This is a genomic window from Acinetobacter baumannii, assembly GCF_009759685.1.
In the GTDB taxonomy this organism is placed as follows: domain Bacteria; phylum Pseudomonadota; class Gammaproteobacteria; order Pseudomonadales; family Moraxellaceae; genus Acinetobacter; species Acinetobacter baumannii.
Window position 1 is genome coordinate 3,031,855 of sequence record NZ_CP046654.1, and the last position, 23,980, is coordinate 3,055,834.

The 23,980-nt window shown below is 38.1% G+C and carries 25 protein-coding genes; 16 read left to right on the plus strand and 9 right to left on the minus strand.

The window, feature by feature from the left end; genetic code table 11:
• The first annotated feature begins 740 nt into the window (after window positions 1–740).
• From GO593_RS19085 to GO593_RS14505, 3 genes are all read left to right on the plus strand, one after another.
• Window positions 741–884: a hypothetical protein gene (locus GO593_RS19085; RefSeq protein WP_000251637.1), complete on the plus strand. Its 144-nt coding sequence runs from the start codon at window positions 741–743 to the stop codon at window positions 882–884.
• 269 nt (window positions 885–1,153) lie between these two features.
• Window positions 1,154–1,582, plus strand: a complete 429-nt coding sequence (locus tag GO593_RS14500) for a hypothetical protein (RefSeq protein ID WP_001136761.1) — start codon at window positions 1,154–1,156, stop codon at window positions 1,580–1,582.
• An 86-nt stretch (window positions 1,583–1,668) separates the two neighbouring features.
• Window positions 1,669–1,890, plus strand: coding sequence for a hypothetical protein (locus tag GO593_RS14505; protein ID WP_000498477.1), 222 nt, complete (start codon window positions 1,669–1,671; stop codon window positions 1,888–1,890).
• 84 nt (window positions 1,891–1,974) lie between these two features.
• Here GO593_RS14505 and surA1 read toward each other — a convergent pair whose 3' ends face one another.
• From surA1 to GO593_RS14520, 3 genes are all read right to left on the minus strand, one after another.
• Window positions 1,975–2,292, minus strand: coding sequence for a surface antigen protein 1 (gene surA1, locus GO593_RS14510; RefSeq protein WP_000132045.1), 318 nt, complete (start codon window positions 2,290–2,292; stop codon window positions 1,975–1,977).
• Between the two features lie 105 nt (window positions 2,293–2,397).
• Window positions 2,398–2,619, minus strand: a complete 222-nt coding sequence (locus GO593_RS14515) for a hypothetical protein (protein WP_000108365.1) — start codon at window positions 2,617–2,619, stop codon at window positions 2,398–2,400.
• Between the two features lie 284 nt (window positions 2,620–2,903).
• Window positions 2,904–3,383 (minus strand): CinA family protein, encoded by a 480-nt coding sequence (locus tag GO593_RS14520; protein ID WP_000482091.1) that lies wholly within the window; start codon window positions 3,381–3,383, stop codon window positions 2,904–2,906.
• Between the two features lie 315 nt (window positions 3,384–3,698).
• Between GO593_RS14520 and GO593_RS14525 the strand changes: the two genes are divergently transcribed.
• Complete coding sequence (locus GO593_RS14525) at window positions 3,699–5,108, plus strand: iron-containing redox enzyme family protein (protein ID WP_001145673.1); 1,410 nt, start codon at window positions 3,699–3,701, stop codon at window positions 5,106–5,108.
• A gap of 54 nt (window positions 5,109–5,162) precedes the next feature.
• Window positions 5,163–7,310 carry a catalase HPII gene (katE, locus tag GO593_RS14530; RefSeq protein ID WP_100223334.1) on the plus strand — a complete coding sequence of 716 codons (2,148 nt, stop codon included), beginning with the start codon at window positions 5,163–5,165 and terminating at the stop codon, window positions 7,308–7,310.
• Window positions 7,311–7,365: 55 nt separating this feature from the next.
• Here the strand turns inward: katE and GO593_RS14535 are convergent, their stop codons facing one another.
• Together GO593_RS14535 and GO593_RS14540 are read right to left on the minus strand one after the other, a co-directional pair.
• On the minus strand, window positions 7,366–8,244 hold the full coding sequence (locus GO593_RS14535) for an SDR family oxidoreductase (protein WP_000432325.1): 879 nt from the start codon (window positions 8,242–8,244) through the stop codon (window positions 7,366–7,368).
• 141 nt (window positions 8,245–8,385) lie between these two features.
• Window positions 8,386–8,799: a DUF6367 family protein gene (locus tag GO593_RS14540; protein WP_000983539.1), complete on the minus strand. Its 414-nt coding sequence runs from the start codon at window positions 8,797–8,799 to the stop codon at window positions 8,386–8,388.
• A 484-nt stretch (window positions 8,800–9,283) separates the two neighbouring features.
• On the opposite strand from GO593_RS14540, the gene GO593_RS19330 reads away from it, so the two are divergent.
• A complete protein-coding gene (locus tag GO593_RS19330; protein WP_085762531.1) occupies window positions 9,284–10,513 on the plus strand; it encodes a KGG domain-containing protein in 1,230 nt (409 codons plus the stop codon).
• Between the two features lie 60 nt (window positions 10,514–10,573).
• Here GO593_RS19330 and GO593_RS14550 read toward each other — a convergent pair whose 3' ends face one another.
• A complete protein-coding gene (locus GO593_RS14550) occupies window positions 10,574–10,810 on the minus strand; it encodes a hypothetical protein (protein WP_000795915.1) in 237 nt (78 codons plus the stop codon).
• 282 nt (window positions 10,811–11,092) lie between these two features.
• On the opposite strand from GO593_RS14550, the gene GO593_RS14555 reads away from it, so the two are divergent.
• Window positions 11,093–11,704: a LexA family protein gene (locus GO593_RS14555; RefSeq protein ID WP_001124839.1), complete on the plus strand. Its 612-nt coding sequence runs from the start codon at window positions 11,093–11,095 to the stop codon at window positions 11,702–11,704.
• A gap of 70 nt (window positions 11,705–11,774) precedes the next feature.
• Here GO593_RS14555 and GO593_RS14560 read toward each other — a convergent pair whose 3' ends face one another.
• Window positions 11,775–12,386: a LysE family translocator gene (locus GO593_RS14560; protein ID WP_000885238.1), complete on the minus strand. Its 612-nt coding sequence runs from the start codon at window positions 12,384–12,386 to the stop codon at window positions 11,775–11,777.
• A gap of 156 nt (window positions 12,387–12,542) precedes the next feature.
• Here GO593_RS14560 and GO593_RS14565 point away from each other — a divergent pair, with 156 nt between their 5' ends.
• Window positions 12,543–12,998: an Lrp/AsnC family transcriptional regulator gene (locus GO593_RS14565; RefSeq protein ID WP_000373858.1), complete on the plus strand. Its 456-nt coding sequence runs from the start codon at window positions 12,543–12,545 to the stop codon at window positions 12,996–12,998.
• Between the two features lie 56 nt (window positions 12,999–13,054).
• Here the strand turns inward: GO593_RS14565 and GO593_RS14570 are convergent, their stop codons facing one another.
• Window positions 13,055–14,671 carry a purine-cytosine permease family protein gene (locus tag GO593_RS14570; protein ID WP_000116430.1) on the minus strand — a complete coding sequence of 539 codons (1,617 nt, stop codon included), beginning with the start codon at window positions 14,669–14,671 and terminating at the stop codon, window positions 13,055–13,057.
• 195 nt (window positions 14,672–14,866) lie between these two features.
• Between GO593_RS14570 and GO593_RS14575 the strand changes: the two genes are divergently transcribed.
• The 3 genes from GO593_RS14575 to GO593_RS14585 all read left to right on the plus strand — a co-directional run bounded on the left by GO593_RS14575 (window position 14,867) and on the right by GO593_RS14585 (window position 19,723).
• Entirely contained in the window at window positions 14,867–18,340 is a 3,474-nt protein-coding gene (locus GO593_RS14575; RefSeq protein WP_001983993.1) for a hybrid sensor histidine kinase/response regulator, read from the plus strand.
• On the plus strand, window positions 18,337–19,296 hold the full coding sequence (locus GO593_RS14580) for a response regulator transcription factor (protein ID WP_000107129.1): 960 nt from the start codon (window positions 18,337–18,339) through the stop codon (window positions 19,294–19,296). Before GO593_RS14575 ends, GO593_RS14580 begins: the two co-directional genes overlap by 4 nt.
• 142 nt (window positions 19,297–19,438) lie before the next feature.
• Complete coding sequence (locus GO593_RS14585) at window positions 19,439–19,723, plus strand: GNAT family N-acetyltransferase (protein ID WP_001025680.1); 285 nt, start codon at window positions 19,439–19,441, stop codon at window positions 19,721–19,723.
• A 105-nt stretch (window positions 19,724–19,828) separates the two neighbouring features.
• Here GO593_RS14585 and GO593_RS14590 read toward each other — a convergent pair whose 3' ends face one another.
• Window positions 19,829–19,942: a hypothetical protein gene (locus GO593_RS14590; protein WP_002017921.1), complete on the minus strand. Its 114-nt coding sequence runs from the start codon at window positions 19,940–19,942 to the stop codon at window positions 19,829–19,831.
• Between the two features lie 64 nt (window positions 19,943–20,006).
• On the opposite strand from GO593_RS14590, the gene GO593_RS14595 reads away from it, so the two are divergent.
• The 5 genes from GO593_RS14595 to GO593_RS14615 all read left to right on the plus strand — a co-directional run bounded on the left by GO593_RS14595 (window position 20,007) and on the right by GO593_RS14615 (window position 23,896).
• Window positions 20,007–20,666, plus strand: a complete 660-nt coding sequence (locus tag GO593_RS14595) for an amino acid ABC transporter permease (protein ID WP_001104473.1) — start codon at window positions 20,007–20,009, stop codon at window positions 20,664–20,666.
• Window positions 20,656–21,321, plus strand: coding sequence for an amino acid ABC transporter permease (locus GO593_RS14600; RefSeq protein ID WP_000418073.1), 666 nt, complete (start codon window positions 20,656–20,658; stop codon window positions 21,319–21,321). The genes GO593_RS14595 and GO593_RS14600 overlap by 11 nt, the downstream gene beginning before the upstream one ends.
• 2 nt (window positions 21,322–21,323) lie before the next feature.
• Window positions 21,324–22,055, plus strand: coding sequence for an amino acid ABC transporter ATP-binding protein (locus GO593_RS14605; RefSeq protein ID WP_001130358.1), 732 nt, complete (start codon window positions 21,324–21,326; stop codon window positions 22,053–22,055).
• 30 nt (window positions 22,056–22,085) lie between these two features.
• Window positions 22,086–22,946, plus strand: a complete 861-nt coding sequence (locus GO593_RS14610; protein WP_000476779.1) for a transporter substrate-binding domain-containing protein — start codon at window positions 22,086–22,088, stop codon at window positions 22,944–22,946.
• 83 nt (window positions 22,947–23,029) lie between these two features.
• Window positions 23,030–23,896 (plus strand): cysteine ABC transporter substrate-binding protein, encoded by an 867-nt coding sequence (locus GO593_RS14615; RefSeq protein WP_000209982.1) that lies wholly within the window; start codon window positions 23,030–23,032, stop codon window positions 23,894–23,896.
• The last annotated feature ends 84 nt before the right edge of the window (window positions 23,897–23,980 follow it).

Genomic DNA, 23,980 nt, shown 5'->3' on the forward strand with positions numbered 1-23,980 from the left:
AAGTAGGTTTAATAAAAGAATTTAAAAAATATAGAATAATAGTCATGAGTGACTCCTTGGTTAAAAGAAGTTATGCCCACTCATTGCTCATTATTATGGTGGCGAAACGAAAGAGGGTTAGCAGACTGATACCTAAGAAACCAGCACACCCAAGGGTGTCCCACTCCCGTTCCTCCATCAAAGGTACGAGGGGCGTCACACCAAAAAACGTGTTTTTAGTGCACTTAGGTAGACGGTCTGCTAAAACCGACTGACAAAATTGGTCAGCGCGAGCATCATAAGCTGAGCATTGGGGTGGGTCAATTGCAAAAATAAAAGATTGATTTATATAACTTGATATAAATATTTCACTGTTTTTATTTAGAAAATAGAAAAATTAAAAAATATAATATGAGTATAAATAATTTGAATATAAGTCACACTATTATTTTTTAATCTTATATATCAAATATTTATTAATTGTTTATTTGTATAGTATATCAATATCTCTAATTAGGTGTGTTGTTTGGCTAAACTATTTAATAATTCGAATTTTATAACATGACCAGAGTCTCCTAAACATTGCTTGCCAAAAAATAACCAAAATATCAATTGCAAGAAATATAATTTTATTAATCATAATTTTTGGTTTTTACAAAAGCTTGCATAATCTACAAAAGTTAAGAGAACCACTGCGGTAGGCCAACATAAGATAATGTTATTCATAAACCTACATTTTAATATTTATAAAGGTGATTTAAATGGTAAGAATCTTTTGTGCAGTAAGTATGGTGTTGGCAATTGCTATGGGTATGAGTGCTTGCCAAGATCGTAATTCAAGAAATGACGGCATGCATGAAGCAAGTGATCCAGCTACATCTCATGACATGAATAAAAACTCGTAATAGATTAGCTTCTTTCAAAAGCCTACTTTATTAGTAGGCTTTTTTAATCGTTATTTTATATAAAAAATATAATTTAATAATAATGAAATATATAAAAATATAAAATTAATCAAGTATTTATTTTATTTTTACAATTTGGAGAATTTGTTGTTACCGTTTTGTTGCAATCTTAAGTTACCGTTTCAAAAAGTTAATAAAACAAACACAATAGCTTACTTATATTCATCCAAAATTCATTTTAGTAAGAGCGAACTATAAAAGGTAAGGATATGCCCCAATATTTAAAAATAGCTGAGAAAATATATCAAAATGTTAAAGAAAAAAAAGGCTTTACGGATGATCCGATGGAAGATCTTAATAATTTGATGATTGAACTCAGACAAGAAATAAAGGGGACAAAATTAAAGCTTTTATATAATTATATTGATTTTGCCGAAATACTCATTAAACCTTTGCAAGAGTCAAAAATTAAATTGGATTTAAGTCTTATTTCTAAAAGTAAAAATACTCAGGAGTTTGTCCTTTGGCTTGCTGGTTTTATTGAGCGAATTACCACAGGTGGACAAGAAAAATTACCTCCAATTCGAGCTAAAATTACTTTACCCGCCTATGCCTATGAAGAAACTTACCCTTCGCAGAAAAAGCCTGTAAATAATGGGGAAGAAATAATTGAATATTTTAAGAAAAATCAAAGTTAATTTTGATGAAAGGCCTGACCTGATTATCTAGTCAGGCTTTATTTTTGATAAGACCGCTATGATGAGTAATATTTAAGGTAGTACGTATGTTTGTATATTTTACAGATGGAACTTGCATTAATGATTCTGAGATTTATGGCGTAAAAGCCAAGTATGAGCAAAATAAGTATGTAGTGGAAGTCACTATTAAACCGACACATGTACTCGCTACAACACCGAGTGTACAATTTAAAAAAGAAGTTTTTGATGATCCAAATTTAGCAAATCAATATCTTAGTCATAATTTTAATATGCCACCATTTTTTTAATGCTCATAATGTTACGACAATAAAAAAGCCTATTTCCCAGGGCCAATAGGAAATAAGCTTATAGCTATGGACCTTTTGAGGATGTTACATATCATCCCATGCATCTTTAATCGCTTGTTTAGCGTGTTCCCATTTTAGGCGGGACTCAGCTTTTAGTTCTTCCCATTTTTGCTGCAAGCTGCCTTCCATATCTTCAAACTGAGTTCCTTCTTTAGATTCAGAACGAGCTCGATGACCAAGTTCATAAGCTGCAGAGAAATCACGATCATAATCTAGATCTGGTGTAGTTAATTGCGCTTCTTGATAATAAGGTCGAGTAAGATAGCTTTCGCGCCAGCGAGAGTCAGAATAGTTATGATCGCCAGCTACCAATTGAGCATGATCTGTATTTTGATCTGTCATCAGAATTCCCTCATATTTTATTGAATTTTATGCTTATATTTTGATTTAGGAAGGTGAGGTCACCTTCCTAAATGATCGACCGCATCAAAGAACAACTACAAACGATTAACGTTGTTGGTTGTTATTTGAGTTTTGTTGGCCAGAATCTTTTTGGTTAGATCCTTGTTGTTGGCCGCGGTTATCATTTTGCTGTTGTTGCTGGTTATTTTGTTGCTGTTGATCGTTTTGCTGTTGGTTACCGTGTTGCTGTTGATTACGGTTGTCATTTTGCTGTTGTTGTTGCTGCTGATTATTGCGTTGATTTGCTTGATTATTAGTAGTGCTCATTTTTAATACCTCATATCAATTATGACGATGTGTTTTATCTGAGAGCTTCAGATAGGGTTATTAAAACATGTAGATTTTAAATGTGTAGGGTAGGGGTGTTACCCTATATTTAACTGTAAACTTAAAATTTATAAATTTTAAATAACTTGCTGATTTTTAATGTATATAATTTTATGTCATAAACATTATTAATATGAACATTTAAAAAATTACATTTCAGCACATAATATTTAAGAAAGATAATAAATATTTCTAAATGTATATTTGTTAACTTTTATATAAAATTAACGCCTTTTGTCTTCTAATATAATAAGTTTTATATCTTGAGTAACATAGTAAATCAACTTTCTTAGTTTTAAAAAGGCAGGCCCCCTTAAAACACGTCTAAAATTATAAAAATTATTTTTATAATATATTGAGTAAAAGAAAGTACCTACAGGTTTTTCTGGTGTTTCAGAGCCGCCTTTTTTCAAAAGACCTGTGCAGGCAACATACAGGTCAGCATGTAAAAGTTCTTTACCTTTATTAATCATTTCAACAGTTACTTGCATTGATTCTGCAGTATATTTTTCAATAAGCTCTTCTGAAATATGTAAGGTATTTTCCTTTACGCGAAGGTCGTAACTCACAAGGCTTCCAATCAGAATATCGCCTGAATAAGGACTTAAAGAGAAACGATAAGCAAGGTAGCCCGCAGAGGCACTTTCAAAAAATGCAATTTTAATTTTTTCCTTTGCTAATAATTCGCAACATTTATTGAACATTTTAAATCTCCCTACAATTGTTTTTAAAATGTTATAAAACTATTTAATTGTTTGCTTTGTTATTTTTTTAATGTTTATAATTTTGATGGTGAAGTTAATGTAAAATTGGATTAAGATTTGCAAATTTTATATAAAAACAGCAGCTTAAATAATACTAAAAGTTTAAATGTAATTTTGCGTTATTTTATATGTCTATGAATTTTTTAGATTTATTGTATTTACCTTGTTTTTTAATAACGCAAAATAACAAACTTAAAACTCGATTATAGTTAGGGTGACGTATGGTAATTGATATCTCACAAACGGAGAATGAAAATGCCTGTTGTAGTGAAAAAACGATTATTAGACTTATTACAAGATAATCAACAAAATTATTATGAATTGTTTGTTTTTTTCCTTGATCCTGATGTTTCTAGCTTTGAGAAAGAGAAAAAGGCTAGAGATTTTCTTGCTAAAGAGATAGATAAACTAGAGATGAAGGAAATAGATTTTCCTTCGGATATCAATTTGATTAAGGCATGGTGTGAAAACGATAATAAAAAAAATTGTCAGGAATTTCAGGCGTATTTAAATCGTAGACAATCTGGTCAAGATAGAGAGTATTTTAAGAACGTCGCTCAGGCATTTGAGTTTTTAATAAAGGTGTCTCCAACCAAAAAAGTAGACGGTGCATGGCTATATAGCTCAGTGCATTATTGGAATGATCCTATTTTTCATGAATTAATTATTACTTATCTCGAAGAGCTTGGGTTAGGTGAGCCAAAAGCAAACCATGTCTGTATCTATGATGACCTTTTACGCAGTCTAGGGCTAGACAGTTTCGATCTGCTTTTAGAAGACGAGTATTATCATCAAGCAGTTGTGCAGCTTGCTCTGGGTTATGCGCCTCCTGAGTTTATTCCCGAGATTGTGGGTTTTAATTTAGGCTATGAGCAGTTACCACTGCATCTTTTAATTTCCAATTATGAGCTTGCTGAATTAGGTATTGATTCTAAATACTTTAATCTTCATATCACTATCGACAATATTGACAATGGTCATGCCTATAAAGCCATTAAAGTTATTGAAGATATTTATAATAAATATAGAGATAAAGAACTATTCTTGACCAAGCTAAAACATGGTTTTGCCCTTAATAATCATGGGGTATCCTCTTCAAACATTATAAAAAATTTAAATACTGAAGACTTTGTCCATAGAATTTTCAAAAGAAAGGCGCTTGTCGGTCAGTTAATTCATAACGAAACCAGACAGTTTGGGTGCAAGACCATTAATCAATGGTTATCCAATCCCGATGACATTGCAGGTTTAATCACTCATTTAACTGATCACAAATGGATTAAGTTTAATACCGACCCTGAACAGAGCGTATTCTGGCGAATGATTAATGAAGAAAATGGAAAAATGTTTGGGGTGTTTAACCCTGTAGAGCGCCAAATTATTCATGACTGGATTGCTGGTAGTGATCATTCTTCTAGCTTCTTGGCATACAGCAGAGAACTAAAGAATAGCCAGCGTATTCAGGACTATTTATTTAGTTATATCTCGGATGGCGAACTTGATGCACTACAAGAGCGCGTCCAACAATCAAATGACCTTGCCATAAAAATTTGTAAACTTACTCCGTTTCTTGCCCCAGATTCTCATCATAAAAGTATTGGTCTTTGGAGTACTCGTAAATACGTAGAACTCCTTTTTCCTTATTTAGGTACGTTTAAAAACTAGTTTTATAAACGTTTTCTACTTCAACCCCAAGTTTAACTTTCAAAAACATAGGTAATGGACATGAACGACAATACTAAATCAACCAATAAAACAAGTGAAATGGCTGGTGCCGATGCAGCAAATAATAAAGCCAATACTACCCAGAAAACTGAACAGTTAGACACAGTTAGAGATGATGCAACTAATGAAGCTTTAACCACAAATCAGGGGGTTAAAATAGCGGATAACCAAAATAGCTTAAGAGCGGGTATTCGTGGCTCGACTTTATTGGAAGATTTCATTTTAAGAGAAAAAATCACCCACTTTGACCATGAGCGTATACCTGAGCGTATTGTGCATGCGCGTGGTGTAGGGGCACATGGTTATTTTCAGGCATATGAAGGAAACGAACGTTTAACCAAAGCTGGATTCTTGACAGACCCAACTATTCAGACGCCTATTTTTGTACGTTTTTCAACAGTCCAAGGGCCTCGTGGTTCAGCCGATACTGTCCGTGATATTCGCGGTTTTGCCATTAAGTTTTATACCCAAGAAGGTAACTTCGACTTGGTAGGAAATAACGCACCTGTCTTTTTTGTGCAAGACGGGATTAAATTTCCAGACTTTGTACATGCGGTAAAACCTGAACCGGACACAGAGATCCCAACAGGTGCAACTGCGCATGATACTTTCTGGGATTTTGTATCTTTAGTGCCCGAGTCAGCACATGCTGTAATTTGGGCGATGTCAGACCGTGCGATTCCTCGTAACTTACGTTCGATCCAAGGTTTTGGTGTGCATACGTTCCGTTTAATTAATGCTGAAGGTAAATCACATTTTGTGAAATTTCACTGGACACCAAAACAAGGTTTGAGTGCGCTGGTATGGGATGAAGCTCAAAAACTTGCGGGTAAAGATCCGGATTTCCACCGTCGTGATCTTTATGAAGCAATTGAGCAAGGTTTTTATCCAGAATGGGAACTCGGTGTGCAGATTGTCGAAGAAGAAGATGAAATGAACTTTGACTTCGATTTGCTGGACCCAACAAAAATTATTCCTGAAGAATTAGTACCTGTTACGCCAATTGGTCGATTCGTTTTAAATAGAAATGTAGACAACTTCTTTGCTGAAACAGAGCAGGTAGCTTTCTGTCCGGGTCATGTAGTACCTGGTATTGATTTTACAGATGACCCACTTTTACAAGCCCGTCTATTTTCATACACAGATACCCAGTTAAGCCGTTTAGGCGGACCAAACTTCCACCAAATTCCGATTAACAAACCTGTGTGTCCATTCCATAACAATCAACGTGATGGTATTCATCAGCATACCATTCATAAAGGACAGGCTGCATATCAACCAAACTCAATTGATGGAAATTGGCCAGTAGAAACACCGCCAGCGGCATCAAATGGTGGTTTTGAAAGTTATCCTGAAAAAATTAGTGGACATAAACTTCGTCAAAGAAGTGAGACGTTCTCTGATTATTTCTCTCAACCGCGACTATATTACAAAAGCCTTGCACCGCATGAACAAAAACATGTGGTCGATGCCTATACTTTTGAATTAAGTAAAGTTCAAAGAAAGCATATTCGTGAGCGTCAAGTTCAACAAATTTTGGCTAATATCGACTTAGATTTGGCACGCCAAGTAGGGGCAAATTTAGGTATTGAAGTGCCTGACTTAACCCTAAACTATAAGAAAACAGCAGTTGAAAAATCTGCCAAGTTATCTTTTTTAGCTTTCCCACCTGAAGATATTCAAGGTAGAAAAGTTGCCGTACTTATCCATAACATGGTGAAGTCTGACGCATTAGAAGCTATTAAAAACTGGGCAATTAAAGAAGGCGTAATCCTTCACTTACTAGCGCCGAGCTTGGCTCCAGTCAAAGATCATAAAGATAACGTTATTGTGGCTGATGGCATGCAAATGTCTGAGCCTTCAATTGCCTATGATGCGGTAATTATTCCGGATGGCGATAACCTAAATACGGTTATGCAAGACGGGGTAGCTCGCCATTACTTACTCGAAGCTTATAAGCACTTAAAGCCAATCGTATTTTTAGGTAATAAATCTGATTTGCTTGAACCATTAGGTTTAGTGGCGGATGAAGGAACTTTAATTGAAGATGAGTTCCAGCATGTTGCGGAAAAATTTAAGAACCTGATTAAAGCACACCGTGTTTGGTCACGAGAACAAATAGCCGCACATGTACCGGCTTAAATAAAAAAAGCCCTGAAAGTTTAAACGCTTTCAGGGCTTTTTCTAACTTATGTTATTAGCCATTAACAATTTGACCGCCATTTACATGAATAACCTGACCTGTAATATAACTTGCATCATCTGAGGCAAGGAAAAGATAAGCAGGTGCGACTTCACTTGGCTGACCCATTCTACCCATTGGGGTATCTTTACCAAACTTTTCGACAGTTTCAGCATCGAAACTACTTGGAATAAGGGGAGTCCAGATTGGGCCTGGTGCAACACCATTTACACGAATACCTTTTTTCTGCTTCATTAAATTGTTCGATAGACTACGAGTAAAAGAGGTAATTGCACCTTTAGTACTTGCATAGTCAATCAACTCATCATGACCTTGGTAACTGGTAATACTGGTGGTGTTAATAATGCTATCGCCTTCCTCCATATAAGGAATGGCTTCTTTGGTTAAATAAAACATGGCAAAAATATTTGTTTTAAATGTTTTTTCTAATTGTTCATTACTAATACTTTCAATTTCTTTTTGTTGATATTGCACACCCGCATTATTTACTAAAATATTAATTTTACCAAAATGCTGTAGAACCTTATCAATATTTTGTTTTGCAAGGTCTGGATCGGAAATATCACCTTTTAATAAAAGACATTGTTGTCCTTCCTTTTCAATAAGCTGTTTAGTAATTTCGGCATCTTGGTCTTCTTCAAGGTACAGTACAGCAATATCGGCACCTTCACGGGCAAATAGTACGGCAACTGAACGGCCTATACCGCTATCACCACCGCTAATGACGGCAACTTTGCCTTTTAGTTTTTCACTGCCTTTATGAGATGCTTTAATAATTTCTGGTTCAGGATGCATTTTCTCCTGATCACCTGGTTGATGAGGTTGAACTTGTGCAGGAACTTCTGATGGATACTGATTCGTTGTATTTTCCATGTCTAGACTACCTCTATTTAATTTTCAGTCCCTCTATATTGGTTAATCTGCACGTGAATATGAGTAAATAGTCTTTTTTAAAAAGTTGTCTTTGTTATTTTATATATAAGGATGTAAAAAAATATAACATATCAAGTTAGGTTAGATAATATCTAATAACTTAACCTTGTTTTTATCAATCATACTTTCAACAATTGATCGATTACCTGTATCATTTAGCCAATTTTCTATAGGTATATAATTAGATAAATCTAAAATTTCTTTTATTACTGTTTCCGCTTCGACTATATTTTTTAAGTCATCTTTATTTTTACTGTTTTTAACAACTGTATTATCTAGTAATTTTTTTATATCTTCCGTTTCAATATTTTTTGATTTAATAATATACAAGTCTCTCTGAAAAGGATGGCTTGCGTGAGGCGGGTCTAATCTATAGCTCCATTCTTGGTTATAATCTTGCCAAGAATTTTTTATTTGAATATTACTGAGTAAGATTTCAGGTACAGAAATATGAATATATTGTAGCGTTGAGTGTGTATGAATAGGTTGCATCATTCTTTTCTCACAAATATTATATATTAATTTTAAATCTTGATTTTAATCACTCAAGTAAAGTTTTTATGCAAAAGTAATAGTTTATGTTATTGTTTTTAAATAATTTTAATTATATTTTAGGTTTGTTTCTTCAATAGTGAAGATGTTTTTGTTTTTTATTGATTTGTACGTTATGAAAGTTTGTGTTATTTAGCCTGAATTTTTAAATGCATTTGTAAAAATATATTGTTATGTAGGTTTGAGTAATAATAAGTATGGTGAGTATTTAAAAAGTAAAATTAGCTAATAATTGATAAATATTTTAACTAAGAAAATCTTCATTTAAATAATGATGTTAGAGTTTTTATTTGAAATTTAAATTATATACATTTAAAAAGATTGAAACATAGCATGGGTATAAAAATATTTTAAATCTCTTATCTTAAATTTATCCGTTCAATAAAAGCGGTAGCGACTTATAATTTTAATATAGGAAGATATAACTATGGCTAATACTAGATATGAAGATGATAACAATAGTTCAGGTACTTCAAATCGTGGATTTGCAAGTATGGATCCTGAAAGAGTCAGAGAAATAGCCAGTAAAGGTGGGCGAGCTGCACATGCCAGTGGCAATGCGCATGAATTTACTTCAGAAGAAGCTCGTGAAGCTGGCCGTGCTGCACATGCCAGTGGTAACGCACATGAATTTACCTCAGAAGAGGCTCGTGAAGCTGGTGCTTTAAGTCATAAAAACGATGATCGTAATGGTCGTGGTCGCAGCCGTTATGATGACGACGAAGATGATGACCGCGGCCGTTCAAGCGGTCGAGGCCGTGGCCGCAGTCGTTATGATGATGACGACGAAGATGATGATCGCGGTCGCTCAGGCGGTCGAGGCCGTGGCCGCAGTCGTGATGACGACGATGAAGATGATGATCGCGGTCGCTCAGGCGGTCGAGGCCGTGGTCGCAGTCGTGATGACGACGATGAAGATGATGATCGCGGTCGTTCGGGCGGTCGAGGCCGTGGTCGCAGTCGTGATGACGACGATGAAGATGATGATCGCGGTCGTTCGGGCGGTCGAGGTCGTGGTCGCAGCCGCCGTGATGATGACGATGAAGATGATGATCGCGGTCGCTCAGGTGGCCGAGGTCGTGGTCGCAGCCGTTATGATGACGACGATGAAGATGATGATCGCGGTCGTTCGGGCGGTCGAGGTCGTGGTCGCAGCCGTCGTGACGATGACGACGAAGATGATGATCGTGGCCGTTCAGGTGGCCGAGGCCGTGGTCGCAGCCGTTATGATGACGACGAAGATGATGATCGTGGCCGTTCAGGTGGCCGAGGCCGTGGTCGCAGCCGTCGTGACGATGACGACGAAGATGATGATCGTGGCCGTTCAGGTGGCCGAGGCCGTGGTCGCAGTCGTTATGATGACGACGATGAAGATGATGACCGTGGCCGTTCAGGTGGCCGAGGCCGTGGTCGCAGCCGTCGTGATGATGATGACGAAGATGATGATCGCGGTCGTTCAGGTGGTCGAGGCCGTGGCCGCAGTCGTTATGATGATGACGATGAAGATGAAGATCGTGGTCGTTCAGGTGGCCGAGGCCGTGGTCGCAGCCGTCGTGATGACGATGACGACGATGATGACCGCCGTGGCCGTTCAGATGGTCGTGGCCAGAACTCTCGTAATCAAAAACGCGATGCTTATGGACGCTTTACGTCTTAAGCAAACAGTTTTTGAGAATAAAGGAGGCATTATGCCTCCTTTATTTTTATTATTTTAAACTTATGAATGGGTAAGGGGATGTAAGCCTTTTACAATATCTGTGAATTCTGAGCCATTTAACCAAAATGATTTCTTTAAAAATAGTGTCGTCATAATACTTTCGGCTGCTTCACTTTCCGGATTTTCACAGAAAATTCCATAGCTTTCGCCTAATACCGCATCATTTTCAATAAGACGGATATAGTAAGCATGTTGTTCATCTGCATAACCTAAAACTGCATCACGTTGATTTTTCATTTCGCATGTCTCCATACCAAAAACTGAATCTAACTCATATTTAAGTGTTCAGAATTTCATTGATAAAAATCAAAACAGTCAGTAATAAGGACTATTTCACAATAGGTTTTGATTCTCTTCAACTTACCATTTCCGTTTTAACATCCCTGTTAAAAGCAAAATGGATTAAAATCTGATCATGAAATTTATTGTTATGCAAAAAAAATATTTCGTCAACTTGAAAATGTAACTTTTTCAAGTTACATTGTCTGTGTAGGATTTGAACGGTGAAATGGAGGCGATATGCCAAAGAAGAAAGAATTCGAGCATGGCGGTGCACGGGAAAACGCCGGCCGTAAAGCACAGTTCAATGAACCCACTAAAGTGATTCGTGTTCCTGAATCTCAAGTCAACTTTATCAAAAATTGGTTGCTGAATAATGTCAAAACCGATAACCAGACAGATTTCACTTCAAAACTAAAGATACAGCAGGTCCATCCGAACAACGATAAAATTTACCATATTCCTTTGGCGACAGAACGTGTTGCTGCGGGTTTCCCATCACCAGCGCAAGACGATATTGAGCAAGCACTCGATTTAAATGAATATTTAATTAGAAATGAAAATGCCACCTTTATTGTCAAAGCCAATTCGTTGTCTATGTTAGATGCCGGAATTGATATTGATGATCCGCTTATTGTGGACCGTAGTATTCCTGCTAAATCGGGCGATATTGTGATTGCACTTATCGACAATGATTTCACTGTTAAGCGCTTAATGATTGATACCCAATTTCAGCCCCCTAAAGTGTGGCTAAAAGCAGAAAACCCTGATTATCAAAATATTTATATTGAAGAGGGGCAAGAACTGGTGATTTGGGGAGTCGTGACCTATAACCTCAAACGAATGAGATAAATTTTTCTTATATTTATTATTTAAGTTACCGACCCGAAAAGTGAGTCAGTAACTTTTTCCTAAATGACTTTTAAATTTGTCCAATCAATAAACATGTTGCGATAACAACCATCAAACCGCCCGAAAAACGGCCCACTAACTGTGCTGCTTGTGGTCTGGTTTTCAAAATAGCCTCTGAACCATAACCCACCATTAAGTAAATAATCGCGCAGCTAATCATGTGCACAACACCGAAGGCAAGAATCTGTGTAGTTACGGACCATGAAGCAGTCGTGTCAATAAATTGAGGAAGCAGGGCTAAAAAGAGCAAAAAAACTTTCGGGTTTAATCCACTCACGTAAACGCCTTTGGTTGCCCAACTTAACCATGACTGAGCCTTTTCAGAATCAGACTCGTTCGGAGTTGGAGGGGTGAGTAATAAATTTATTCCCATCCATAATAAATAAGCAGAACCCGCAACAGTAAGGATCATCAGAGCAGTTGGGTTATTTGCTACAAGCATACCAACACCAGCCGCTACCAATAAAATCGTAATAAAGTGCCCAAATAGCATACCTGCAACAGCGGGTACGACGACTTTACCCTTAATACCTGCGGAAATGGCGTAGGCCCAGTCTGCCCCTGGCGTAATAATAAAAAGAATGGAGACACTCCAAAATGCAATAAAAATGTTAAAAGCCATATGCTTATCTCGGCAAACTATTTTCCAAAGGTTTCGCCCGTGGTTTAGAAAAAATCCCTATTTATTCGAGCTTGTTGAAAATAATATGCTCATGTATTTAGAATGTGCTTTTAAATGTTTGCTCATATCACATACATTTGGGGTAAATTTTTCTAAATGGATCGCATAGATAAAAAGATTCTTGCTGAATTGCAATTAAATGGCCGATTATCTATCACTGAGTTGGCAGAAAAAGTTGGTTTGAGCATTTCACCTTGTCATAGACGAGTGAAGGCTTTAGAAGAGTCGGGAGCTATCAAAGGCTATCGGGCAGAGCTCGACCCAAACTTAGTCGGTTTTGAGTTTTCAGCAATTGTTTTTATTACGCTTAAAGAAGGCGATAAACAGGCGGTTGAGAAGTTTGAAAATGCCGTGATTGAGATTCCGCAAATTATTCAGGCGCAGCGTTTGTTTGGTGAACCTGACTATTTACTCCATGTTGTCGCTAAAGATTTACCGGCTTTTCAGCGTTTATATGACGAAAAATTATCTGCTATTCCAAGTGTGCAACGGCTCATCTCAACCATTGTGATGAAAGATGTGGTGCCTGAGCGTTTATTTCCGATTGGCTAAATCATCAGATGTAAAAAAGAAGCTTTAAAGCTTCTTTTTTTAATTGGTAAAGGGGGCTAAGCATCGAGTGTTTTACACAAAGAACAAATTGTACCGTTATGTTTGTGAGAGAACATAATATCTGGACGCTCATAGCCTTGCTCACATACGCGGCAGTGATAAACAGTTGCTACTGGTGTACCTTCAGCATCGTAACGTGGTTCTTTAACGCCGTCATCGTGTGACTTGATGTAGTATTTTCCTTTGGTTAGTAGGCCCATGATTGGTGTTAATACAAAGGCAAGTACAAGCGCAATAATTGGAGAGTAAGGCGCTAGGAAACTACCCAGTAAGCCGAAGAATGCTGCAATTGATAAGCCTGCTGATACAAGGAACGCAACCATACCAACAGGGTTTACGTTGTAGAGCATGTCACGGCGGTATTCCGGTTCTTTTGGTGAAAGTTTTAAAACATATTTGTTGATCGAAATATCTGTTGCAACCACCACCACCCAAGCAATCGCAAAGTTTGAATAGAATCCTAAGATTTTACCCAATACCGCAAACATGTTGCCTTCCATCAAAGCAAGCGCAATTGCCAAGTTTACGATCACAAAGACAATACGCCCCGGATAATGTTTGCTAATACGAGTGTAGGCACTTGTCCATGCAAGGGAACCAGAGTAAGCATTGGTCACATTAATTTTAATTTGAGAAATAACCACTAAAATAACCGCGAGTGTTAAAGCAGCCCAACCCGGAAGCATGTCATGAAACGCTGCATTAAACTGTTGAACAGGTTCAGTGCTGTTTACGCCCGGTATTTTAGTAAGTAAATAGAAACCTAAAAATGCCCCAATAATTTGTTTGATCGCTCCTAAAATTACCCAGCCTGGACCCGCTGAAATAACCGCGGCCCACCATGCTTTGCTATTTTCTTTTGTTTTTGCAGGCATGAAGCGTAGGTAGTCAATTTGCTCACCGATTTGCATGATTAAAGATAAGCATATACCCGCACCAAGCATAATCGCTGCCATATCTGCAGGTGCAAAACCTTCATGACCTGTAAACGTTGCAAACTGGCTAACCAAGGTAGGTTCTTGGTAAATCAGATAGGCCACAGGACCAATCATTAGAACGAGCCAAAGTGGGGTAGTCCAGACTTGTAATTTACTTAAGGCTTTCATGCCATAAATGACGAGTGGAATGACCATAATGGTTGAGATGAGATAACCAGCCCATAGCGGAATGCCTAAACCGAGTAATAACCCTTGCGCCATGATTGAACCTTCAAGGGCAAAGAAAATAAAGGTGAAACTGGCGAAAATGATACTGGTTAGGACCGAACCGATATAACCAAAACCTGCACCGCGGGTAATCAAGTCAAGGTCGATGTTATAGCGCGCTGCGTAGTAGGCTAAAGGAATGCCGGTTAAGAAGATAATAATTGCTGCAAATAAAATGGAGAAAACAGCATTGGTTGTTCCGTAAGACATACCAATACTGGCGCCAATAGAAAAGTCAGCAAGATAGGCAATACCACCAAGTGCAGTAATAGCAACAACTTTGGGACTCCAGCGCCGAAAGCTGTGTGGAGCATAACGTAAAGTATAATCTTCTAAGGTTTCATTCACTGCTTTTTGTGAATCTGTACCTTGCACAGTGTCCAGATTTGGATGTTCAGATACACTCATAACATCAATCTCCCAATCATTTTCGGTCAATCAACACAAATATTGATCATTGCTTTTTGATGGTTTTGAGTGTGTGATTTTTGGGAAAAATTGAAAATACGTTATTTTGCGTATATGTGCGTATTAGAAAAAATCGCCATGATAAATGACTTTTGGCATAAGGATTGCTGGGTTTAATGCAGCCATATGCCAAACATGAGTGTTATGCCAGATTCTTCACGCCCCCAACAAGCGCCACAACGTGTGATCAAAACACGCCGTGAATATAATATTTGGGTGGCAGATGAAAGTATTGAAGATTATGCGCTTCGATATGCACCGACCTCAGTCCGTAAGTGGTCACCTTGGACGGTGACTAATACTGCAATTTCGACAGTCAGCTTTTTGGCTATGGAAGCAATTGGGGCAACCATGCTTTGGCAGTATGGCTTTAGCAATGCAGTATGGGCAGCAATTGTCGTATGTACCATCATATTTTTAACCAGTTGGCCGATTAGTTATTACGCCGCAAAATATAATGTAGACGTCGATTTGCTTACTCGTGGTGCAGGTTTCGGCTACATTGGCTCGACCATTACGTCTCTGATTTATGCCAGCTTTACCTTTATTCTGCTTGCGTTTGAAGCCGCCATTATGGCGATGGCACTTGAGCTTGCCTTAGGCATTCCGCAAGTTATTGGTTACTTAATTTCTGCCTTAGTGATTTTGCCTTTAGTGGTCAAAGGCATTGGTTTTATTAATAAAGTTCAGACCATCACTCAGCCAATCTGGCTCTTATTGCTGTTATTACCATGGTTTTTTGTACTTTGGAAACAGCCACAAATTTTAAGTAATAGCTTGCATTTTGTTGGAGCGGTTTCAAACTCGACCGATTTTAATCTGTATTACTTTGGTGCGGCGTGCACTCTTATTTTTTCATTTGTGATCCAAATTGGTGAGCAAGCCGACTATTTACGTTTTTTACCGCAAAAAGAAAAGAACAGAACCGCATGGCGTTTTGCCGTTTTTTTAGGTGGCCCATCTTGGATTATTTTTGGATTTCTAAAAGTTTTAATGGGCATGCTGCTGATGGTGTTGGCTTTTCAGCTGTTTATTCCTGTCTCTGAACTAGACAATCCGACTTATTTGTATTGGGTCGCCTACCAACAGTTTATTCCAAACCCTCAGCTTGCTTTAATCCTGACTTTAGCACTGGTTTGCTTGGCGCAAATTAAAATTAATATGACCAACGCTTATGCTGGCTCATTGGCATGGTCAAACTTTTTTGCCCGCTTGACTCATAGCCATCCGGGGCGGATTGTCTGGCTTCTTTTTAACGTTTTTATTGCCATTGTTTTGATGGAAATGGGAATTAGCCATGCGGTTGAACGTATTTTGGGACTATATAGCAATATCGCTTTGGCATGGATTGGTGCCGTCGTTGCCGATTTAATTATCTGTAAGCCTTTAGGTCTAAGTCCGAAAGGAATTGAATTTCGTCGTGCTTATTTATACGACATTAACCCTGTAGGTGTGGGTGCTTTACTGATTGCTTCAGTGCTATCGATGCTGAGTTATTTGGGCTTTTTGGGACTCATGGCGAAAGGCTTAGCGAGTTTCATTGCTTTAGGAAGTGCTGTGTTATGTGTTCCTGTCATTGCTTACTTAACCAAAGGCAAATATTACATTGCACGCCAGCCTGAAAAAATTCAAGCGACTTCGGTTGCAAATTGTGTTGTGTGTGAACGGGACTATGAACTTGCCGATTTGGCGGGTTGCCCAGCCTATAACGGTACGATTTGTTCTCTATGCTGTTCACTTGAAGCCCGCTGTCACGATTTATGTAAACCCGATGCGCGTTGGTCGGTACAACTCAAAAAAGCCATTTGGCACTATTTACCAGAACGTTGGGCTAGCCGTTTAAACAGCAGGGTCAGTTTGTATTTATTGCTGACTTTAGGGCTGTCTATTGTTCTGGCAGTGAGTTTAAGTCTGGTTTATATCCAAGAAAAAACCTATTTAGAAACCATTAATGCGGCAGCCGTTCCGCAGTTATTTACGCTGTTTGTAAAAATCTACACCATTTTATTTCTATTGATGAGTGTTGCTGCGTGGTGGTTAGTGTTAAACGATGAAAGTCGTCGTAATGCTGAAATTGAGACACATCAACAAACAGCATTATTGATTGATGAAATTGCTGCCCATGAAGCCACTTCAAAAGACTTACAAGATGCCAGAACAGCAGCAGAACGGGCCAATGATGCAAAAAGCCGTTATGTCATTGGCATTAGCCACGAACTACGGACACCTCTAAATAGTATTTTGGGTTATAGCCAATTACTTCAAAAACAAGAGCAACTCTCTGAACAAGGAAAAATGGCGCTCGGTGTGATTAGCCGCAGTGGTCAACATCTGACTTCACTGATTGACGGTTTACTAGATTTAGCACGAATCGAAACAGGTAAAATTTCTTTAAATGTAGTGGATGTCCATTTCCCGAATTTTATTGAACAGATTATTCAAATGTTTCAGCCACAGTTTGAACAGAAGAATTTACAGTTTGTTTATGAAATTGGAGAGAACTTACCGCACTATGTTCGTACCGACAAAAAACGCTTAGAGCAAGTGCTCATCAATTTGCTGGGCAATGCTTTAAAGTTTACAACGAGCGGCACAATTACTTTGAAAGTCGAGTACCGTTTCCAAACGGCTTATTTTGAAATTAGAGATACGGGCTGTGGTATTGCCGAGGCAGATTTAGAGCGAATCTTTAATCCGTTTGAACGGGGCAGCAATGTAGTGCAAGGCGGATTTACCGGAACAGGGCTCGGACTTCCAATTGTAAAATTATTGATTGATTTACTTGGTGGCCAGCTATCTGTGACTAGTCAGCTCAATCAGGGTTCACAATTTAAGATTAAGTTTTACTTACCTTCAAAAGAAGTAGTTCATCCAATTTCTAATGTTTATTCCAACCAGATCACGGGTTATCAAGGCGAGCGAAAACGAATTTTGGTTGTCGATAATGAAGCGGTGGACCGAGGTTTAGTTGCTAATTTTCTCAAACCATTAGGGTTTATAATTGAAGAAGCCGAGTCAGGCATTGACTGTTTAAGACGAGTACCTATTTTCCAACCTAATCTGATTTTGATGGATTTAAATATGCCTTTGATGGGCGGGTGGGAAACAGCACGATTATTACGTCAGAATAATATTACCAATGTGCCGATCTTAATTATTTCAGCGAATGCAGGCGAGCGCGAAGTCAATCCACAAGATGCAGTCTTAAGTGAAGACTTTATGTTAAAACCAATCGACCTCAATTTGTTGCTCAGTAAAATTGGGGACAAGTTAGGTTTGATATGGATCGATTCCAAATCAGATGTAAACCTTGAAAATAATGAAGTTCAAGCATTGGATGTAAAAGTGTTTAAGCAAGAGCAAGCTACTGTTCATACGCCAATCCAGCAACCAGAAAATAATGATTTGCTCGATTTGCTCGATTTGCCGCAAAGCTTGCAACAATTAAATGATTTGATTGGGCAGGGTTACATTCGAGGAATTCAACAGACTTTAACGCAATGTCGTCAAAATTTTCCAGAGCATAATGAGTTATGGGAACAGCTTGAACAGGCTATTCAAAAGTTTGATTTAAAACACGCCCAACGGTTAATTCAGGATAAGCAATGAGTACGCAACATGTTTCTTTTCAGCAAGCTTCGCCAAATGAGCAGGCTGTTATTCTGATTGTGGATGATGTGCCGGAAAATCTGGGCTTGCTACATGAAAGTCTGGATCAGGCAGGTTATCGCGTGCTTGTCACAACTGATGGGTTGAGTGCTATTGAAATTGCCCACCGATGCTTACCAGATATGATTTTGCTTGATGGCAATATGCCACATATGGATGGTTTTGAAAGTTGCATACAGCTTAAAGCAAGTCCAATTACGCAGTTTATTCCCGTCATTTTTATGACAGGCTTGTCTGAAACAGAGCATATTGTGCGTGGTTTTCAGGTCGGAGGGGTGGACTATGTAACCAAGCCACTGAATATTGAAGAAGTATTAGCAAGAGTAAAAACACATTTGGCACATGCCAAACTATTGCAACAACAAAAACAGGTGATTGATGCAACGGAAACAGCCATTCTTGCGCTAGATGTTCACGGTAAAATTGTTTGGAAAACTCAAAAGGCTAGTGATCTACTAAATCAATATTTACCTGAATTAGAAGGTTTTGAAGCAGGCTTAAAAGCTTGGTTTTCAGACTTAGAGCATGAAAAAGACCCCAAAAAATTAACCAGCTGTTCTTATTCAACACCATCTCAGCAATTACAGCTTTTATTACTTACACCGTGGGAGACCGAGCCAAGTGTGGCAAAAAATTATCTCATCCAGATCAAGACATCTACACCTGCCTTGGAAATGAATGATATTTTGAAATATTGCCCACAGTTGACTCAACGTGAGGCAGAAGTCATGCACTGGTTGTTGTTAGGGAAAACCAATAAGGATATTGCAGAAATTTTGGAGCTGAGTCCACGGACGGTGAATAAGCATCTAGAGCATGTTTTTGAAAAACTTTGTGTTGAAAACCGAACTGCTGCGGTGGCGCATATTAATAGCTTGGTGCAAGAGTTTCACTAATTTAAGTGAAGATTGTATTTAAAAAGCATACAGACTCAATGCTAAAAATAGGCTATTTTTTTACAGTTAAATTTGTTCTTATAGATAAAGATATATAAAGTCATTTTTAAATAAATACGATTTGTAATATGAGGAATTCATTGTGAATATTCAACAAAAAGATGATACAAAACACGGCAGCTTTAGCTTACTTGATGGTGAAACCGTTGCAGGCGAAATGACTTATACATGGGCAGGCGAAAGCATGCTAATTATTGATGCCACAGATGTAAACGAAAATTATCGTGGACAAGGCGTAGGTCGCCAATTACTTGATGCTTTGGTGGCTTTTGTTCGTGAAAAAGACGTAAAAGTAATTCCGCTTTGCCCATATGCTAAATCGGTTTTTGATAAAGACCCAAGTATTGGTGATGTACTTAGAAAATAAGCAATAGCTTAAAAATCATTTAATAAAAATCGGGCCTTGGTGTCCGATTTTTATTGGCTTTATTATTTATCTTTGTTTTAGTGAATATGTTTTAAGCAGTTGTATTCAACTGATTTGAAGGTTTTCGATTGCCAAATCGAATTTATCAAACTTATAGAAAAGCTTATCTAATAAAAATAGTTTTAGACCAATTGGGAAAAAAATAAACTTGTTACACAAATATTTAATGGCTGACGAAAGCTAAATATTTATAACGTTTTAATATTATTTGTTGGAATTTTCCTTGAACTGGCAGTATATCCATAGTGTGTTGCCGCAATTTTTCTCTGCAACTTTGACCACGCTGAAAATTTCAATTATCAGCATTATTTTGGCGATTATTGTAGGGCTAATTTGCAGCATTTTAATCACATATCGCGTGCGGGTGCTAAATAGAATTGCCCAGTTCTATATTGAGTTATCTCGAAATACCCCTTTATTAATTCAACTGTTCTTTTTGTATTACGGTTTGCCAAAGCTCGGTATCAAAATCGATGGTTTCACTTGCGGTGTGATCGGATTGACTTTTTTAGGCGGAAGCTATATGGCCGAAGCATTCCGAGCAGGTTTGCAGTCGGTGGCCAAAGGGCAGATTGACTCAGCAAAAAGTATTGGTCTACAACCGACTCAAATTTTTAGATATGTCATTTTCCCTCAAGCGCTTGCCATTTCAATTCCGGCAATAGGGGCAAATTGCCTATTTCTAATTAAAGAAAGTTCTGTGGTGAGTGCCATTGCTGTCGTTGAGCTGCTTTTTGTCACCAAAGACTTAATTGGCATGGACTATAAAACTACGGAAGCTTTGTTTTTACTCATCATGGCTTATCTGATTATTTTATTGCCCGTGTCTATTTTAACCAGTTATCTGGAGCACAAAAGTCGGAAGGTGAGCCATGGAACTTGATTATCTATTTCAAGCGAGTCACCTCGAACGTTTAATGTGGGGACTTTGGGCAACGGCAAAAATTGCTTTTATTTCGGTGTTTTTTTCTGCAATTTTTGGCACAGTTTTCGGCGTCATTATGACTTCTAAAAACATAGTCGTTAAATCGCTGTGCCGCCTGTATCTAGAAGCCATTCGAATCATTCCAATTTTAGTTTTGCTGTTCGTGTTTTATTTCGGCTTTGCGACATGGTTTAACTGGCAGTTTTCAGCAATGTGGGTGTGTGTTGTTGTGTTTGTTTTATGGGGTACGGCAGAAATGGGCGATTTGGTTCGTGCAGCCATTACTTCAATTGATCAGCATCAACGCGATTCGGCCTATGCTCTTGGACTAACTCATGTTCAAGCTTTGATCTATGTCATTTTTCCGCAAAGTCTAAAACGAGTAACACCAGGCGCGATTAATTTGTTTACTCGAATGGTGAAAACCAGCTCTTTGGCAGTCCTGATTGGTGTGGTTGAGGTCATTAAAGTTGGCCAGCAAATTATTGAAAATTCGCTGTTGACCGTGCCGAGCGCTTCTCTTTGGATTTATGGCTTTATTTTTATTTTGTATTTTCTGATTTGCTATCCCTTATCTCGTTTGGCAGCACATTTAGAAAAGGTCTGGGGGTAATTATGCCTTTGTTATCGATACAACAATTACAGAAATCATTTGCACAAAGTCATATTTTACAGGGCATTGATCTGGATGTAGAACAAGGAGAGGTGGTTGTTATTTTAGGCCCATCGGGCTGCGGTAAAAGTACCTTATTGCGCTGTATTAACGGCTTAGAACCGATTCAGGGTGGCGAGATTCGTTTAACTGGCTCAGGTGTGCTCGGTAAAGATATGGACTGGACTAATGCTCGTCAAAAAATTGGCATGGTTTTTCAGAACTATGAGCTATTTGGGCATATGAACGTCATTGACAACATTTTGCTTGGACCACTCAAAGTACAAAAACGCCATCGCGATGAAGCAGAACAAGTAGCAGATGAGTTGCTAAAGCGAGTGGGATTGTTTGAGCGGAAACTTGATTATCCACGACAACTTTCTGGTGGACAAAAACAGCGTATAGCCATTGTCCGTTCACTGGTCATGCAACCTCAAGTGATTTTACTTGATGAAATTACCGCTGCGCTTGATCCGGAAATGGTTAGGGAAGTGCTCGATGTAGTACTGAAATTGGCGAATGAAGGAATGACCATGTTGATTGTGACACATGAGATGTCCTTTGCACGCAAGGTTGCCGACCGCATTATTTTTATGGATAAGGGCAAGATTATTGAACAGGCTTCACCAGAAGAATTTTTTGAACAGCCGAAAACAGAACGAGCGAAAGCTTTCTTAAATATTTTGTCGTACTAAATTTTTATTATTTGAATCATGAGGAAGTGAATGTTTAAACGTAATTCAATAAAAATATTAAGCAGTTTTGCTGTTGCTGGGGTTTTATTAACTGCATGTAGTAAAACACCATCAACTGAACAGGCAAGTAATGCTCAAGAAGACCATTCTTTAGAACAAGTCAAAAAAAATGGAGTTCTACGCGTTGCTGTTTTTGCTGATGATCCGCCGTTTGGTTATGTAGATAGTGCGGGGAATAATCAGGGCTTTGATGTGGCTCTAGCAAAACGGGTGACTAAAGATTTGCTTGGTGATGAAAAGAAAGTTGAGTTTATTGTGACTGAAGCTTCAAATCGGGTGGAGTTTTTAAAATCAAATCGTGCCGATGTGGTGTTCGCGACGTTTACAGTAACGCCTGAACGTAAGGAAGTTGTAGATTTTGCCGAGCCTTATTTAAAAGGTGCTTTTGGTATTGTTTCGCCTAAAGCCAAACCGATTACTGACATTGCCCAATTAGAAGGTAAGACCTTAATCGTAAATAAAGGCACAAGTTCAGATACCTACTTTACCAAGCATTATCCAAAAGTAAATTTACTCAAGTTTGAAAGAAACTCGGATGCTTTCAAAGCTTTAACCGACGGTCGTGGTGACGCGATTTCACAAGATAGTACCTATGCTTTGGCATGGGCCGCGAAGAACCCAAGTTATGTGGCAGGTATTCAATCTATTGGTGATCAAGAGTTTATTGCACCAGCAGTTAAAAAGGGCAATACCCAATTGTTGAATTGGCTCAATACTGAAATTAAGCAACTAAGAACAAGCGGTGAAATTAAGAAAATTTATGATGAAACCTTGAAGCCAATTTACGGTGACTCGGTCAATCCGAATGTGTTTTTAGATGTAGGCCAATAATTTTCGATATCGCTAGAGCAGTGTCTGAAAGTAGGCGCTGCTATTTTTAAATAAGATTTTTACAAGAACGATAGGGTGAAATAATGACAACATTAACATTTCAAAACGTGAAACATATTTTAGCTGCCTCTTTACTGAGTTTAGGTTTGGTTGCATGTGACAAAGGAACTCAATCTACTGAAAAAACGGCCGATACCACACAAACTACGTCAAGTATTGAACAGATCAAAAAGAATGGTGTGGTACGAATTGGCGTATTTAGCGATAAACCGCCGTTTGGATATTTAGATGCTCAAGGTAAAAACCAAGGCTTTGATGTAGAGATTGCCAAGCATGTTGCTAAAGATCTGCTGGGTGATGAAAACAAAGTTGAGTTTGTTTTAACTGAAGCGGCTAACCGTGTCGAATATTTAAAAGCCAATAAAGTAGATATTATTTTTGCAAACTTTACTGTTACCCCAGAACGTAAAGAGGTGGTCGATTTTGCTAAGCCTTACCTAAAAGTGGCGCTCGGTGTGGTTTCTCCTAAAAGCCATCCAATTACCGATGTGGCTCAACTTAAAGATAAAACCTTGCTGGTAAACAAAGGTACAACGGCTGATTCATTCTTCACCAAGACTCATCCTGAGATTAAACTACAAAAGTATGAGCAAAACACTGAAACTTTTGATGCTTTAAAAGATGGTCGTGGTGCTGCGCTTGCACATGATAACTTGCTGGTTTTAGCTTGGGCCAAAGAAAATCCAAATTACACTGTTGGCATTACTAATTTAGGTGAGCAGGACTTAATTGCACCAGCAGTGAAAAAAGGCGATAAAGAGTTACTGGACTGGTTGAACCAAGACTTAGAGAAACTGGCAAAAGAAGGTGTGATTCATCAGGCTTATGAAAAAACCTTAAAACCAGTCTATGGCGATACGATTAATCCAAAAGACCTATTGGTTGAGTAATCGTGCTAATAACCTCTAAAGATCAGGACTCTAGATAGTATTTACTCGAGCTAAGATTCATCTACAGCCTGCCCATAATTTATA

What these genes read in the sequence shown, in the direction of transcription:
- GO593_RS19085 (WP_000251637.1), top strand. Translation starts at nt 741, where the DNA reads ATGGTAAGAATCTTTTGTGCAGTAAGTATGGTGTTGGCAATTGCTATG.
- GO593_RS14500 (WP_001136761.1), top strand. Translation starts at nt 1,154, where the DNA reads ATGCCCCAATATTTAAAAATAGCTGAGAAAATATATCAAAATGTTAAA.
- GO593_RS14505 (WP_000498477.1), top strand. Translation starts at nt 1,669, where the DNA reads ATGTTTGTATATTTTACAGATGGAACTTGCATTAATGATTCTGAGATT.
- surA1 (WP_000132045.1), bottom strand. Translation starts at nt 2,292, where the DNA reads ATGACAGATCAAAATACAGATCATGCTCAATTGGTAGCTGGCGATCAT.
- GO593_RS14515 (WP_000108365.1), bottom strand. Translation starts at nt 2,619, where the DNA reads ATGAGCACTACTAATAATCAAGCAAATCAACGCAATAATCAGCAGCAA.
- GO593_RS14520 (WP_000482091.1), bottom strand. Translation starts at nt 3,383, where the DNA reads ATGTTCAATAAATGTTGCGAATTATTAGCAAAGGAAAAAATTAAAATT.
- GO593_RS14525 (WP_001145673.1), top strand. Translation starts at nt 3,699, where the DNA reads ATGCCTGTTGTAGTGAAAAAACGATTATTAGACTTATTACAAGATAAT.
- katE (WP_100223334.1), top strand. Translation starts at nt 5,163, where the DNA reads ATGGACATGAACGACAATACTAAATCAACCAATAAAACAAGTGAAATG.
- GO593_RS14535 (WP_000432325.1), bottom strand. Translation starts at nt 8,244, where the DNA reads ATGGAAAATACAACGAATCAGTATCCATCAGAAGTTCCTGCACAAGTT.
- GO593_RS14540 (WP_000983539.1), bottom strand. Translation starts at nt 8,799, where the DNA reads ATGATGCAACCTATTCATACACACTCAACGCTACAATATATTCATATT.
- GO593_RS19330 (WP_085762531.1), top strand. Translation starts at nt 9,284, where the DNA reads ATGGCTAATACTAGATATGAAGATGATAACAATAGTTCAGGTACTTCA.
- GO593_RS14550 (WP_000795915.1), bottom strand. Translation starts at nt 10,810, where the DNA reads ATGAAAAATCAACGTGATGCAGTTTTAGGTTATGCAGATGAACAACAT.
- GO593_RS14555 (WP_001124839.1), top strand. Translation starts at nt 11,093, where the DNA reads ATGCCAAAGAAGAAAGAATTCGAGCATGGCGGTGCACGGGAAAACGCC.
- GO593_RS14560 (WP_000885238.1), bottom strand. Translation starts at nt 12,386, where the DNA reads ATGGCTTTTAACATTTTTATTGCATTTTGGAGTGTCTCCATTCTTTTT.
- GO593_RS14565 (WP_000373858.1), top strand. Translation starts at nt 12,543, where the DNA reads ATGGATCGCATAGATAAAAAGATTCTTGCTGAATTGCAATTAAATGGC.
- GO593_RS14570 (WP_000116430.1), bottom strand. Translation starts at nt 14,671, where the DNA reads ATGAGTGTATCTGAACATCCAAATCTGGACACTGTGCAAGGTACAGAT.
- GO593_RS14575 (WP_001983993.1), top strand. Translation starts at nt 14,867, where the DNA reads ATGAGTGTTATGCCAGATTCTTCACGCCCCCAACAAGCGCCACAACGT.
- GO593_RS14580 (WP_000107129.1), top strand. Translation starts at nt 18,337, where the DNA reads ATGAGTACGCAACATGTTTCTTTTCAGCAAGCTTCGCCAAATGAGCAG.
- GO593_RS14600 (WP_000418073.1), top strand. Translation starts at nt 20,656, where the DNA reads ATGGAACTTGATTATCTATTTCAAGCGAGTCACCTCGAACGTTTAATG.
- GO593_RS14605 (WP_001130358.1), top strand. Translation starts at nt 21,324, where the DNA reads ATGCCTTTGTTATCGATACAACAATTACAGAAATCATTTGCACAAAGT.
- GO593_RS14610 (WP_000476779.1), top strand. Translation starts at nt 22,086, where the DNA reads ATGTTTAAACGTAATTCAATAAAAATATTAAGCAGTTTTGCTGTTGCT.
- GO593_RS14615 (WP_000209982.1), top strand. Translation starts at nt 23,030, where the DNA reads ATGACAACATTAACATTTCAAAACGTGAAACATATTTTAGCTGCCTCT.